General features: G+C 70.7%; 14 protein-coding genes. 7 read left to right on the forward strand and 7 right to left on the reverse strand.

All coding sequences use genetic code 11. From position 1 onward, the window contains the following. A partial coding sequence (locus Q8Q77_RS04145; RefSeq protein WP_305581491.1) for an aconitase family protein occupies positions 1–140 on the forward strand: 140 nt, incomplete at its 5' end. A 226-nt stretch (positions 141–366) separates the two neighbouring features. Here Q8Q77_RS04145 and Q8Q77_RS04150 read toward each other — a convergent pair. The 4 genes from Q8Q77_RS04150 to Q8Q77_RS04165 all read right to left on the reverse strand — a co-directional run bounded on the left by Q8Q77_RS04150 (position 367) and on the right by Q8Q77_RS04165 (position 4,261). Further along, positions 367–750, reverse strand: a complete 384-nt coding sequence (locus Q8Q77_RS04150; protein WP_305581467.1) for a hypothetical protein — start codon at positions 748–750, stop codon at positions 367–369. Positions 751–1,250: 500 nt separating this feature from the next. Next, the gene (locus Q8Q77_RS04155) at positions 1,251–2,057 is read right to left on the reverse strand and encodes a helix-turn-helix domain-containing protein (protein ID WP_305581469.1); all 807 of its coding nucleotides are present in this window, start codon (positions 2,055–2,057) and stop codon (positions 1,251–1,253) included. Between the two features lie 170 nt (positions 2,058–2,227). Then, complete coding sequence (locus Q8Q77_RS04160) at positions 2,228–2,764, reverse strand: hypothetical protein (protein ID WP_305581471.1); 537 nt, start codon at positions 2,762–2,764, stop codon at positions 2,228–2,230. A gap of 93 nt (positions 2,765–2,857) precedes the next feature. Beyond that, positions 2,858–4,261: a S8 family serine peptidase gene (locus Q8Q77_RS04165; RefSeq protein WP_305581473.1), complete on the reverse strand. Its 1,404-nt coding sequence runs from the start codon at positions 4,259–4,261 to the stop codon at positions 2,858–2,860. 89 nt (positions 4,262–4,350) lie between these two features. Here Q8Q77_RS04165 and Q8Q77_RS04170 point away from each other — a divergent pair, with 89 nt between their 5' ends. Both Q8Q77_RS04170 and Q8Q77_RS04175 read left to right on the forward strand, forming a co-directional pair. After that, on the forward strand, positions 4,351–4,851 hold the full coding sequence (locus Q8Q77_RS04170; protein WP_305581475.1) for an RNA polymerase sigma factor: 501 nt from the start codon (positions 4,351–4,353) through the stop codon (positions 4,849–4,851). Beyond that, complete coding sequence (locus tag Q8Q77_RS04175) at positions 4,848–5,591, forward strand: anti-sigma factor (RefSeq protein ID WP_305581477.1); 744 nt, start codon at positions 4,848–4,850, stop codon at positions 5,589–5,591. Before Q8Q77_RS04170 ends, Q8Q77_RS04175 begins: the two co-directional genes overlap by 4 nt. Positions 5,592–5,822: 231 nt before the next feature. Here Q8Q77_RS04175 and Q8Q77_RS04180 read toward each other — a convergent pair whose 3' ends face one another. Next, positions 5,823–7,583 carry a patatin-like phospholipase family protein gene (locus tag Q8Q77_RS04180; protein WP_305581479.1) on the reverse strand — a complete coding sequence of 587 codons (1,761 nt, stop codon included), beginning with the start codon at positions 7,581–7,583 and terminating at the stop codon, positions 5,823–5,825. Between the two features lie 94 nt (positions 7,584–7,677). On the opposite strand from Q8Q77_RS04180, the gene Q8Q77_RS04185 reads away from it, so the two are divergent. Then, positions 7,678–8,514: an enoyl-CoA hydratase-related protein gene (locus Q8Q77_RS04185; protein WP_305581481.1), complete on the forward strand. Its 837-nt coding sequence runs from the start codon at positions 7,678–7,680 to the stop codon at positions 8,512–8,514. Between the two features lie 6 nt (positions 8,515–8,520). Then, positions 8,521–8,922 carry a DUF1489 domain-containing protein gene (locus tag Q8Q77_RS04190; protein WP_305581483.1) on the forward strand — a complete coding sequence of 134 codons (402 nt, stop codon included), beginning with the start codon at positions 8,521–8,523 and terminating at the stop codon, positions 8,920–8,922. Positions 8,923–9,015: 93 nt separating this feature from the next. Here the strand turns inward: Q8Q77_RS04190 and Q8Q77_RS04195 are convergent, their stop codons facing one another. Further along, the gene (locus Q8Q77_RS04195) at positions 9,016–10,656 is read right to left on the reverse strand and encodes an NAD(P)/FAD-dependent oxidoreductase (protein WP_305581485.1); all 1,641 of its coding nucleotides are present in this window, start codon (positions 10,654–10,656) and stop codon (positions 9,016–9,018) included. Between the two features lie 68 nt (positions 10,657–10,724). Next, positions 10,725–11,579 carry a pantoate--beta-alanine ligase gene (gene panC, locus Q8Q77_RS04200; protein ID WP_305581487.1) on the reverse strand — a complete coding sequence of 285 codons (855 nt, stop codon included), beginning with the start codon at positions 11,577–11,579 and terminating at the stop codon, positions 10,725–10,727. A gap of 151 nt (positions 11,580–11,730) precedes the next feature. Between panC and Q8Q77_RS04205 the strand changes: the two genes are divergently transcribed. Both Q8Q77_RS04205 and Q8Q77_RS04210 read left to right on the forward strand, forming a co-directional pair. Next, on the forward strand, positions 11,731–12,546 hold the full coding sequence (locus Q8Q77_RS04205; protein ID WP_305581488.1) for a division plane positioning ATPase MipZ: 816 nt from the start codon (positions 11,731–11,733) through the stop codon (positions 12,544–12,546). Between the two features lies 1 nt (position 12,547). Beyond that, on the forward strand, positions 12,548–12,967 hold the full coding sequence (locus tag Q8Q77_RS04210) for a DnaJ domain-containing protein (RefSeq protein WP_305581490.1): 420 nt from the start codon (positions 12,548–12,550) through the stop codon (positions 12,965–12,967). Positions 12,968–13,238 lie beyond the last annotated feature (271 nt).

A 13,238-nucleotide genomic window follows, 5' to 3' on the forward strand; every position in this document is an offset into this window, starting at 1 on the left:
GCGAGCGCTGCGCCTCGACCTCCAACCGCAATTTCGAGGGCCGCCAGGGCCGCGGCGGTCGCACCCACCTGATGAGCCCGGCCATGGCCGCGGCGGCCGCCATCGCCGGCCACATCGTCGATGTCCGGGAGTTCCTCTGACGTGGAGAATCACTGGGCGACGGATGACCTGCAAGCGACCTCTACATGGTCGCCCGGGTGGCGTTCTCATCGAGGCTGATCTCATGGGGATCGTTGGCGAGATCGACCACGTAGCTGAGGGCGGAGCGCGACTACTTCGCCGCGACGATCGCGTGCATGCGGCCAGTCGGCGCGTTCCGTCACCTCGTCCGCCACGTCGTCCCTCCGTTCGTACCGTCGAGCGGCCCTACGCGCCGTCGCTCAGCCCGACTGCACCCAGAGCGGCGATCAACCCAAATAGAATCCACTGCGGCATCTCGCGGATCCGATACTTCCGATGGAGCATGAGCCCGAGGGTCCACAGACCGTACGCGGCAAACACGAGAACGGCGGCCAGGGTCAGATCGGCGCTCGCCCGGCCCAGGGCCGCGAGCGCGAAGACGATCACCATTCCGAACATCAGGATCGTTATGAGATGCCAGCAACAGTAGTGGATGTCGCGGACCACGGGGCGGAGCTCGGTGTCGCGCAACAGCGGGCGGACCATGCCGCGGCCTCCGAGCAGGAGATGCACGAAGGCGCAGAGCAGGATCACGGCGGCGTTGGCGGCGAACCAGGGATTGAGAGGCATCAAGTCCTCGTATTTAGAAATGTGGGAGCCACGCGGGCTGTTGGATGTGCGGCGGGCCGTGGCGACCCGCCGCGAGCGACCTCAGCAACCCGCGAAGACAGGGTCTCGCTTCTCGATGAAGGCGCGGCCGCCTTCTTTGAAGTCCTCCGTGGCGGTCGGGCGAACGACCGCGGCCGGTAGCAGCTCCAGGGCGACCCTGTCGCCCTGGTCTCTGGCGATCCGGACCGAAGCGATCGTCGCCGTCACCCCCAGGGCAGGGCTATCGCATATGGCCGTAGATCCAAGTGGCACGGTGGCCAGATGCTCCCCCTCTGGGGGAGCTCCCGGCCGAATGGCCGGGTGAGGGGGACTAAAATGCCCTTCAACGGAGGTTCGACCGGTCTGAGCAGGAGTCAAAGTCCCCCTCAGGCCCTTCGGGCCAGCTCCCCCAGAGGGGGAGCATCTAAGCTCCGCCGCATATGCGATAGCCCTGACCCAGGAGGGGAGGATTCAAGATTCCTCTAGTCCAGGCTCCCGGCCAGGGCGCGCAGGGCCTCTCCGGTGGCCGCGTCGGCCGGGAAGAAGGTCTCCAGGGTCAGCTCCGACAGGGTCACGTCCACGGGGGTGCCGAACACCGTGGTGGTGCTGAAGAACGACAGCACCCCCGCCGGCGTGTTGAGCTGGAACGGGATCGCCACGCCGCCGTACTCGTCGGACGCCTTGCGCGGAGGCTGGCCGCCCGGGATCGGATAGGCCTTCAGCTCGGTCAGCAGCTCGGTCAGGCGGGGATCGGCGGTCAGCTCCACCTCGCGCCTCAGGCGGTCCAGCAGGTGGGCGCGCCACTCATGCAGGTTGGCGACGCGCTGGGACAGCCCCCTCGGGTGCAGGGTCAGGCGAAGGACGTTCATCGGCGGCTTCAGCAGCTCGGGATCGACGCCCTCCAGCAGCGGGGCGATCATGCGGTTGGCGCTGATCAGGTTCCAGCCGCGGTCCACGGCCAGGGCGGGGAAGGGCTCGTGGCCCTTGAGGATGATGTCCACGGCCCGGCGGGCGGCGGCAAGGGCCGGGTCGTCCAGGGCCCGCTGGGGGAAGACCGGGGCGAAGCCGGCGGCGACCAGGATCACATTGCGCTCCCGAAGCGGGATCTCCAGCTGGTCGGCCAGGCGCAGGACCATGTCGCGGCTCGGCTGGGCGCGGCCGGTCTCGAGGAAGCTCAGGTGGCGGGTGGAGATCTCGGCGTCGAGCGCCAGGTCCAGTTGGCTCAGGCGGCGGCGCTGGCGCCACGCCCGGAGGTGGTCGCCCACCGCGGCTGCAGATGACGTGTTCATCCCGCGACCATAACGAGACCCCCATCCACGCTCCATGACCTCGCAGGTAATCGGACAAGCGAAAGGCCGCCGAGGAACCCCCCGGCGGCCTTTCCACTGGAACTGCGTCACGCACTCTTGCGAGCCTCTCCAGGCCGCGCCGCGGTCCTCAGCGATCGGTCAAAAGCGGGTTAGCGAGGGCGCTCAACCTGCCCTTGGGCCGAACCGTCGGCGCTGGCCGACGCCTTGGCGCCCTTGGGCGAGGCGCCGGCCGAGGCCTGGGCCTCGCCCGAGCCGCTTGCACCTGCGTTGGTGGTCGAGGCCGCGCCGGAGCCCTGGCCCTCGGCGCTCAGATCGACGCCGTGGCTGGAAGCCTCCATCGCCGAGCCGGCCGCGCCCTGCGCCTGGCCTTCGACGGAGCGGACCTGCTCCGCGGCCTGGCCCGCGGTGGCCCTCGCCGTGCGCTTGGCCGCGCGCTTGGCGGCGCGGGCTTCGTCGCGGGCGCTGTCGAGACGCGAGCCGATCTGGTCGGCCCGCAGGGCGCCGGAGCCGCTGAGCGAGCCGCTCGCCTGGCCGGTCACGCCGCCCAGGCCGCCCAGGCCCCCGGTGACGCCGCCCACGGCCGAGCCGGAGCCGCCGAGGGTCCCGCCCAGGATCTGGGCGTCGGCCACGCCGGCGACGGTGAGGCCGACCGCGGCGACGGCGGCGAGAAGTGTGATCTTGCGCATGATGGTCTCCTGCATTTGTGGAGGCTTTGAGCGCCTCTCGCAGGGTCCAACGACGCGCTCCGCGGGTTTCATCCCGCCCGCCGCCAGAAAAATCTATCGGCTGGTGAGCATACCCTTGGCCGCCACGGCGCGCGGCGGGGAAACCAGGTCGAAGCCGACCAGGCCCAGGCCGAAGATCGCGTCGGGCCCTCGGGGGCCCAGATCCAGCGCCTGGCGGGCGAGGGTGGAGACCGCTCGCGCCGCGCCCTGCGGATCGGGCGTGGGCAGCAGGCCGGCCAGGCTCCCCGCCACCAAGGGTGCTGCGAAGGAGGTGCCGCGCACCGCCACGAAGCCGCCCCGCACCGCCGGAACCGCCATGTCGGCGCCGGGGGCCGTGAAGTCGATGCGGCCCGGCCGGCCGGCCTCGGGCAGGACGCGCCGGCGGCCGTCCACGGCGGTCACCGCGATCACGCCCGGATAGGCGGCGGGATAGAGGGGCGGGGCGGCGGGGCCGTCATTGCCCACGGCCGCCACGATCAGATGGCCGCGCGCGTTCAGCGTCCGCACCGCCGCCTGCAGCGTCAGGTTCGGCGGCCCCACCAGGCTGACATTGATCACAGGCACGCGGGCCTGGGCCATCCAGGCCAGGCCCTGGACGAGGCTGGCGGCCGATCCGCCGACCGGGGTGGTCCCATAGACATCGGCGACATAGAGCCCGCTGCCTGGGGCCGCGCCCCGGAACCGGCCCTGCCGGCCGACCAGCAGCGACGCCGTGGCCAGCCCATGCCCCTGGGGCCGCACACCCCCCGGCGCGAAGCCGCGCTGCTCGATCCTCACGCCGCGCAGGGCCGGATGCCCCGTGTCGACACCGGAATCGATCAGGCCGACCCGAACGGCGCCGAGCGGCGCCCTCGCGGGACCGGGCGAGGCCTGGGCGGCGCCGTCGCCACCTGCGTCGGAATAGAGGTGGTTGAAGTCGTACTGGCCGGCCGGGTCGAGTCGTCGCGCCAGGGCCACCGCCTCGCGCGCCGACAGCCCTGCAGGGAGTTCGAGCACGGTCACGCCGATATCGAGCCCGCCCGCCTCGAGACTTCGCCCGGCCTTGAAGCCCGCCGCCTGGAGGCGCGCCAGGGCCTCGGGCGACGGCGAGAGGGCCAGGACCTCGCCCCGCACCACCGCCGCGCCGCGTTCGTCGAACTCCAGCAGGGTGGGATTGTCGCGGACCAGGGTGTCGAGCTTCAGGCGCCGCGCCTGGGTCAGGGCTTGGGTTGTGAGCCCCCGCACGGCGCTGGCCGCGCCCTGGGTCTGCGGCAGACGGGGCGTCCGGACGCCGGAGATGTCGGGCAGGCCGGCCGAGGGTAGGCTCGGCGCCGGCAACGCCAGCCCGCCGCTCCCGCCGATGATCTGGCCGTGGGCGGGGCCCCAGAACGCCATGGCGGCGAGCGCTCCGGCCAGCCAGGGCCGATTACGACGCTGGCGCGTTGCGGTGTTCCGGGCTGGGGTTTGGCGCGCGGTCATGTTTCGATCCGGAATATGCGGCGATTGAGTCCGCTTTCGAGGATGAAACGCCGCTCGGCGGTCGTTCCATCCTTAGACAGAGGCAAGTGTTGAACGCGTTCCAGCGTGAAATGGTCGAGCTGCTGCCGCGGTTGCGTCGATTCGGCCGGGTCCTGACCCGCGACGTGTCCGACGCCGACGACCTGGTGCAGCTCACCGTGGAGCGGGCCCTGCTGCGCGCCGACCAGTGGACGCCAGGGACACGGCTGGACAGCTGGATGTTTCGGATCATGAAGAACGCCTGGATCGACGAGACCCGCGCCCGCAAACGCCGCGATCTGGTCCTGGCGCCGGAGGAGGCGGGGATGGGCGTCGGCGACGACGGCGCGGCCAATGTCGAGCGGCGGCTGGAGGTGGCCGAGGTGGAGCGGGAACTGATGCGACTGCCGGAAGACCAGCGCCTGGCCGTGGCCCTGGTGCTGATCGAGGGACTATCCTATCGGGAGGCCGCCGCGGTGCTCGAAACCCCGGAGGGCACGCTGACCAGCCGGCTGGTCCGGGGCCGCAACGCCATATTGGCCCGCCTGGGCGGCGAAGGGAGCGCGGCATGACCGAGATCACCGACGAGATGATCGCCCGCTATGTGGACGGCGAGCTGGACGCCGAAGGGGTGGCGGCGGTCGACGCCGCGGTGGCGGCCGACCCGGCCCTGGGCGCGCGGATCGTTCGCGAGAGCCATCTGCGCGCAGTCGCCGCGCGGGCCTTCGACGGCGTTCTCTCCGAGCCCGTGCCCGAACGGCTGCGCGAGGCGGCGTCGCGAGCGAAGTCCAGCGCCGAGATCATCCGGCTCGACTTCAAGAAGCCCCGTGGCGGTCCCGTCGCGCCCGTGGCCGCGAAACCCTCCCGGGCGCCCGCCTGGGCCGCTGCGGCGGCCTGCCTGGTGGTGGGGGTGATCGCGGCCCAGGCCTTCGGTCTGGTGAAGACGAGGCCCTTCGAGGGCGCGCCCAGCCCGGGCCAGCCGGCGTCGCGGGCCCTGGCCGTGGCCCTGGACCGCAAGCTCTCGGGCCAGGATGGTCTGGTGCAGGTGGGGCTGACCTTTCGCGACAGCGGCGGCGTGGCCTGCCGGACGTTCCAGATCGACGCGACCGCGGGCGTCGCCTGCCGGCGCGAGCAGGGCTGGAGCGTGCGGATGACCGCCCCGGCGACGGCCGCGCTCTCCGGCGAGGGCGAATATCGAATGGCGGGCTCGACCGCGCCCGCCGCCGTGCTCCAGGCCGTGGACGCCATGATCGTCGGCCAGCCCCTGGACCGCGCCCAGGAGATCGCCGCGCGCGACGCCGGCTGGAAATAGGCTCCAGACATGCGAAGGGCCGGCCCATTGTCGGGGCCGGCCCTTCCATTGTCGGACCGCTCAGCGGTCCCGCAACTTAGTCGCTTACTTGGAGACCTCGTAAGCGGAAGCCCAGGTCGCGGTTTCCACTTGCGGATGAAGACAATGAGACACTGGTCACCTCCTTTCAGCTGATTGAACAGGACCTCTAATATGGGGCCCAAATTCTTGAGTCGCAAATGAAGCCTTCGCTCATTTGCGATCGGAAGCGTCAGTTGCCCTTTGACGCAGCTCCGTAACCGGCATGGTGAGCTTATCCAGGGCATCCAGGGTGGCCTTGTAGCCGGCCGCCACAGCGGGCTCGTAGGCCGACCAGTCGCGGATCTCGACGCCCGTCACGTCGGGGGTGACCAGTACGTCGGTGGCCTCACGCGCGGCGGCCAGGTCGCGTCCGGTGGAGACCGTCGCCGCCCGCATCAGGAGCGAGACGATGGGCGGGCCCTTGCGCCACTCGCCCGACCAGATCCAGCGCCAGACCGAGGCCGGCCGCGCCACGTCGTCGGCCATGATCGATCGGCCGCGGCTGACATCGACGCCGACGATGGGGCCGAGCTGGGACATGCGCATCACGTCGGCCGGGAAGTTCTTCATCACCGCCCCGTCGACCAGAACGTGGTCGTCCTCGGTAGTGGCCGGCGGCATGACGCCTGGCAGGGCGATGGAGGCGCGCAGGGCGTCGCGGAGCAGGCCGCTCTTGTGCAGGTGGTAGGTCCCGGTCGTCAGGTCCGACGAGACGCAGAAGAACGGCAGCCACAGGTCGGCGATCTGGGTGTCGCCAAAATGCTGGGCCAGGCGTTCCCGGACCTTGCCGCCATGGGTCATGGCCAGCAGGGGCAGGGCGATATCGTCCAGCGGGCTGGTGTTGACGAAGGCGTCGCGGATGCGGACGTCCATCTCGTCGCTGTCCCAGCCCAGCGCCAGGCCTGCCCCGATGATCGCGCCCATGGACGACCCGCCGACGAAGTCGATGGGCACGCCGCGTTCACGCAGGGCGCGGATCGCGCCGACATGGGCGTAGGCCCGCGCGCCGCCGCCCGACAGCACCAGGCCCACCGACTGGCCAGTGAGCACTCGGGCGATGCGTTTGACGTCGTCGGTGTTGTCGCGGCGCAGGTGGAAGAGGCGGGCAGGCTGGGCCGCGGCGATCCAGGCCTCGGAGCCCCGTGGCGTCACGGTGGCCTTCTTCTGAATCAGGATCAGGTCGACCAGCTTCTGGGCCTGCAGCGGTTCGGAGGCGTGGGCGATGCCATCGCGAGGCGGGGCGGTGTCGCCGCGGGCGATGCGAAACAGCCGGTCCACCTGGCGGCCCACCACCTGGCGCCAGCCCTGGTCGTCGGCCTCGGCCACATAGAGTACGACGTCGTAGTCGAGCTCGACCTCGGAGAACCACTCGGTGGGGGCGTGCTGGGCCTCGGCTCCCACCACGGTGACCGTGTAGCCCAGCCGGCCGACCTCGCGGCCGATCTTGTCGACCAGGGCGCGGATCGGGACCGGTTCGCCGGCGCAGACGAAGCCGAACACCGAGGGCACTCCCACCGACGCCTTGGTGGCCGCCTGGCGCGAACGCAGGATCATCAGCTTGGCCAGCTCGATCATGACCGCGCCGTCGGCTTCGCAGGCCTCGAAGAAGATCTCGCGGGGCAGGGCGAAGATCTCGGAATCGCGCAGGGCCATGACCTGGGCCGAATGCGGCGCGCCGGAGATCAGCGACATCTCGCCGGCCGGCTCCCCGGGGCGAATCACGCCCAGGAACTGGGTCTCGCCGCCCTCGTCGCGGCGGAAGGCGCCCAGGCGTCCGGCGCGGACCAGATAGAGGTGATCGGCCGGTTCCCCGGCCTTGAACAGGGTCGCGCCGCCGGGCAGCGAGAACCAAGTGGCGTCGCCCTGCGCGCGCTCCTCGTTGAAGAGGCGCGCCAGGGCCGAGTCGGACGGGATGTCGGGCAGGCTGGCCACGACGCGAGCCTAGCTTGCGTCGCCGCGCGCGGCTATGGCTTGGCCTGATCTCCACGCCCGGTTCGGCGTTCTAGTAGAACCAGAGGAGCCCACCATGACCAATCCCATCGCCGACCCCCTCGTCGAGGTTCCCGACACCGATGCGGCTTCCAGGCTGGTGCTGATCGAGGCGACCGAGCAGGGGGTGGCCACCGTCACCCTGAACCGGCCGCTGCGTCGCAACGCCTTCGACGACCACCTGATCGCCGCGCTGCACGAGGCCTTCGAAACCCTGCAAGGGGCCGAGGGCGTGCGGGTGGTGTTCCTGCGCGGTTCCGGCGGTACGTTCAGCGCCGGAGCCGACCTGGAATGGATGCGCGACGCCATCGAACGCAGCGAGGCCGACAATCGCGAGGACGCCCTGGCCATGGCGGTCATGCTGAAGAGCCTCCACGCCATGCCCGCCCTGACCGTGGCCCTGGTCGAGGGCGGCGCCTTCGGCGGCGGCGCGGGCCTGGTCGCGGCCTGCGACCTGGCCATCTGCACCGCCGACGCCAAGTTCAGCTTTTCGGAGGTCCGCCTGGGCCTGATCGCGGCGACCATCAGCCCCTACGTGGTGGAGGCCATCGGAACCCGCAACGCGCGCGGCCTGTTCGCCACCGCCAGGGTGTTCGACGCCGCCCATGCCGACAAGATCGGCCTGGTCACCGAGGTGGTGGCCGACGCCGCGACCCTGGACGCCGCCCGCGACCGCATCGCCGCCGAGATGATGGCCTGCGCCCCCGGCGCCGTCGCCGCCTCCAAGAAGCTGGTGGAGGATGTCGCCCATCGCCCGGTCGCCGAGGTCATGGAAGAGACCGCCCGCCGTATCGCCCGCGCCCGCGTCGGCGAGGAGGGGCAGGAGGGCGTCCGCGCCTTCCTCGAGAAGCGCAAGCCGAACTGGGCGCTCTGAGACTCCATGAGCCTGCACCTGATCAAGCTGGTGGTCGGCTGCGACACCATCCAGGATCTGCTGGATTGGCACAAGGATCCGAATGAGCCCTGGATCATGCGCACCCGCCAGACCCCCAAGCGCGCCGCCGACCTGCTGGCGGGCGGCTCGCTCTACCGCGTGTTCAAGGGCGTGATCCTCTGCCGCCAGCCGATCCTGGCGGTGACCACGGTGGGCGAAGGGGTCACGGCGCGCTGCGAGGTGACGGTCGATCCCAACCTGGTGCGCGTGGCGCCGACCCCGCGTCGGGCCTTCCAGGGCTGGCGCTACCTGGAGCCCAAGGACGCCCCGCCCGACCTGTCCAGCGCCGCCGACGGCGACATCCCGACCGACCTTGCGCGCAGGCTGCGCGAGGCGGGGGCCTGGTAGGGCTGGGCGACTGCTCGGCTACCCCCTCCGTCACGTCGCCGAAGAGGGCGACGCGCCACCTCCGCCAAATCGCGCTGCGCGTTGGGGGAGGATCTAAGAGACCCCCGACGCGGCAGATGAAAGGGCGAAGCCCTCATAACCCTGCGCGGCGACCTGGTCGCACTTCTCGCGATAGGCCGGGAAGCCGCCGATATAGGGCATGAAGACCCGTGGTTTGCCGGGGACGTTGGCGCCGAGGTACCAGGAGTTGGCCTGGGGATAGAGGGTCATCTCGGCCACCTCGTTGACGTGGGCGACCCAGGCGTCCTGCGCCTCGGCGGTGGCCTCGATGGCGGCGAGCTGGCGGCCGCCGAGGTGCGCGATGCAGTCGGCGATCCAGCCCACATGCTGCTCGATGGCCACCGCCATGTTGCACAACACAGAGGGACTGCCGGGCCCGGTGACGGTGAACAGGTTCGGGAACCCCGCCACCATCAGGCCCAGATAGGTGCGCGGGCCCTCGGCCCAGCGGTCCTTCAGCGCGACGCCGCCGCGGCCGCGGATGTCGATGCTGTTCAGCGCTCCGGTCATGGCGTCGAAGCCGATGGCGAAGACGATGCTGTCCAACTCGTAGTCGGCCTCGCTGGTGCGCAAACCCGTGGGCGTGATCGCCTCGATGGGCGTGGCGGCCACGTCGACCAGGGTGACGTTGTCGCGGTTGAAGGTGGCGTAGTAGTCGGTGTCGACACAGAGCCGCTTGGTGGCGATCGGGTAGGACCTGGGGAACAGGGTGTCGGCCACCGCCGGATCCTTGACGATCTCGCGGATCTTGGAGCCGACGAACTCCGCGGCCGTGGCGTTGGCGGCGGGATCGAAGATCAGGTCGGCGAAGGCGCCCACCAGGCTGAAGCCGCCCCGCGCCCAGCGCTCCTCATAGACCCGCCGCTGTTCCTCGGGCGGGGTCTCGACGGCCAGTTGCTCGGAGGAGTCCAGCGCCCGGATGCCGAAGCCGTTTTCGCGGCCCTCCCGGCGGTACTGGGCGCGGTTGGTCTTCCAGTCGGCGAGGAAGGCGGGATCGAAGGGCCCGTTGTGGGCGGGCACGCTGAAGTTCGGCGTGCGCTGGAAGACATGCAGGTGGGCGGCCTGCTCGGCGATCTTCGGGATCGACTGGACGGCCGACGATCCGGTGCCGATGACGCCGACCTTCTGGCCGGTGAAGTCCACGCCGCCATGGGGCCAGTGGCCGGTGTGGTAGGTCTTGCCCTTGAAGGTCTCCAGGCCCGGGAAGTCCGGCCGGTTGGCCACCGACAGGCAGCCCGTGGCCATGACCAGATAGCGCGCCGACACCGCCTCGCCGCGGTCGGTGCGCACCGTCCAGCGGCTCTGGGCCTCGTCGAAGGCGGCGGCGGTGACGCGGGTCTTGAACTGGATGTCGCGCTTCAGGTCGAAGCGTTCGGCCACGTGGTCGAGATAGGCCAGGAGTTCGGGCTGGGTGGCGTAGCGCTCACTCCATTCCCACTCGGCCTCGAGCTCGGGAGAGAACGAGTAGGAGTACTCCATGCTCTCGATATCGACCCGGGCCCCGGGATAGCGGTTCCACCACCAGGTGCCGCCGACCCCGTCGGCCGCCTCGAACAGCCGCGCCGACAGGCCGAGTTGGCGCAGGCGATGGAGCATGTAGAGGCCTGAAAAGCCCGCGCCTACGATCACGGCGTCGAAGGGGGAGATGGTTGGCTCGGCGGATGAGGCGGACATGGCGGACGTTCCCCTGCTGTCCGCACGTTAGCGCGACTTTTTGACAGTGCGGAGAAAAACCGGGTCGCTCAGCCGACCGCCATGTTGTCGATGAGGCGGGTCCTGCCCAGGAACGCCGCGGCCAGGATGCGGGCCTCGCCTTCGATGGGCCCGGGGCCCAGCCGGGCGAGGTCTCCGGCGCCGCGGACCTCGAAATAATCGATCTTCCCGAAGCCGGCCCGTTCCAGGGCCGCCAGTCCGGTGGCCTCCACCCGCTCGACGCTCTCGCCGGCCCGCAGGCGACGGCCGGCCTCGGCGAGCGCCGCGGCCAGGGCAGGGGCGATCTCGCGCTCGGCGGGGGTCAGGTAGGCGTTGCGCGAAGACAGGGCGAGGCCGTCGGCGGCGCGGGCCGTGGGCGCGCCGACCACGCGGGTCGGGATGTCCAGGTCGGCGACCAGGCGGCGGATGACCTGGAGCTGCTGGTAGTCCTTCTCGCCGAACACCGCCACGTCGGGCCCGCACTGGATCAGCAGCTTGGCGACGATCAGGGCCACCCCGCCGAAATGGCCGGGCCGCGCAGCGCCGTCCAGCGGCTCGGAGACGCCGGCGACATTGATCGTGGTGGAGAAACCCGGCGCGTACATTTCGCCGACGCCGGGGGCGAACAGCAGGTCGCAGCCCGCGCCCGCCAGCAGCTCGGCGTCCCGCGCCTCGCCCCGCGGATAGGCGTCGAAGTCCTCGCCCACACCAAACTGGGTCGGATTGACGAAGATCGAGGCCACCACCCGGTCAGCCTCCGTCCTGGCGAGCGCGATCAGCGACAGGTGACCCTCGTGCAGGGCGCCCATGGTCGGGACCATGGCCACCCGCTCGCCCGCCTGCTTCCAGGCGCCGACCTGGGCGCGCAGGTCGGCGACGGTACGGGCGGTGGCGATCGAGGTCATGCGGGCGCTCCTGGCGGATGGGCGAGGCGGCTTATGGCCGAGACCGGCCTGGGCGTCCATTCCATCCACAGCCCGCGACTAACCGCGCGTTGACGCCGCGTCGGGCCTCAGGCTCAGGTTAACCTCGAGAATCGGCTGGAGCTGGAGTTCGATGTCGCAGGCCAAGGTAATTGTCGTCGGCAATGAGAAGGGCGGGGCGGGCAAGTCCACCATCGCCATCCATGTCGCGGCGGGGTTGCTGCACGCCGGGGGGCAAGTGGCCATTCTGGACCTGGACCTGCGTCAGCAGTCCATGGGCCATTTCTTCGCGCACCGAGCCGCCTGGCTCGCCGCCAACGGCGTCAGCGCGCCCATGCCGATCGAACATCCCCTGGGCGCTGAACTGGCCACCGCGCCCGACACCGAGGCCCTGGCCCATTTCCAGGACGCCTTCGACAAGGCCTCGGACGGAGCCGACTACGTCCTGATCGACACTCCCGGCGGCGACACCGCCATCAGCCGCGCGGCCCATGGCCTCGCCGACCTGATCGTCACGCCGATGAACGACAGCTTCGTGGACTTCGACATGCTGGGGATCGTCGACCCGGTGACCCTCGATCTGAAGCGTCCCAGCCTCTATTCCGAGACCGTCTGGAACAGCCGCAAGGCCAAGGCCGCCGCGTCGGGCAAGTCCATCGACTGGGTCGTCTTGCGCAACCGCCTGGCCCCCACCGAGGCGCGCAACCGCAAGCGCCTGGACGAGCGGGTCCAGGCCCTGTCGCGCCGGGTCGGCTTCCGCGTCGGCCCGGGCCTGCGCGACCGGGTGATCTATCGGGAACTCTTCCCGTTCGGCCTGACCATCGCCGACCTGTCGCCGACCATCCGGCCGGTGGCCATGTCGCTGCAGCACGTGGCCGCGCGCCAGGAGCTGCGGGCGCTGATGGGCGCGCTGGGCCTGGCCACCGACGAGCTGCTGGCCGCGCAGTAGCATGACCTACATCGCCATCGGCTGCGCGGCCCTGGCGCTGCTGCTGTGGGCGAGCCGCGGGAAACCGATCCTGAAACGCCGCGAATGGCGGTTCCTGGCGGGGACCCTGGCGCTCGCCTGCTTCGCCGCGGCGGCCTATGTCGGCGTGCGCGGCGGCTGGGGCAAGTCGATCGTCCTGGTGGTGATGGGGCTGTGGCTGGCCGTCTCCACCCGCCGCACGGGCCTGGGCCTGCCCGCCGTATCCGGTAAGCTCAGCGACGCCGAGGCGCGCTCGATCCTGGGGGTGTCGCCCGACGCCTCGGCCGAGGAGATCCAGGCGGCCTATTCGCGGCTGATGCGCATGGCTCACCCTGACAAGGGCGGCACCAGCGGCCTGGCCGCGCAGCTCAACGCCGCGCGCGATAGGCTGCTCAAGAAGTAGGCTCTCTTAGATCCTCCCCCAGCGCGCAGCGCGATTTGGGGGAGGGGGACCGCGAAGCGGTGGAGGGGGTTGAAGCCCCAAACAAGAGTCAAAGTCCCCCTCAGTCGGCTTCGCTGACAGCTCCCCCAGAGGGCAGGGCTATCGCATATGCGGCGGAGCTTAGATGCTCCCCCTCTGGGGGAGCTGGCCCGAAGGGCCTGAGGGGGACTTTGACTCCTGCTCAGACCGGTCGAACCTCCGTTGAAGGGCATTTTAGTCCCCCTCACCCGGC

This window comes from Phenylobacterium sp., from assembly GCF_030698145.1.
In the GTDB taxonomy this organism is placed as follows: domain Bacteria; phylum Pseudomonadota; class Alphaproteobacteria; order Caulobacterales; family Caulobacteraceae; genus Phenylobacterium.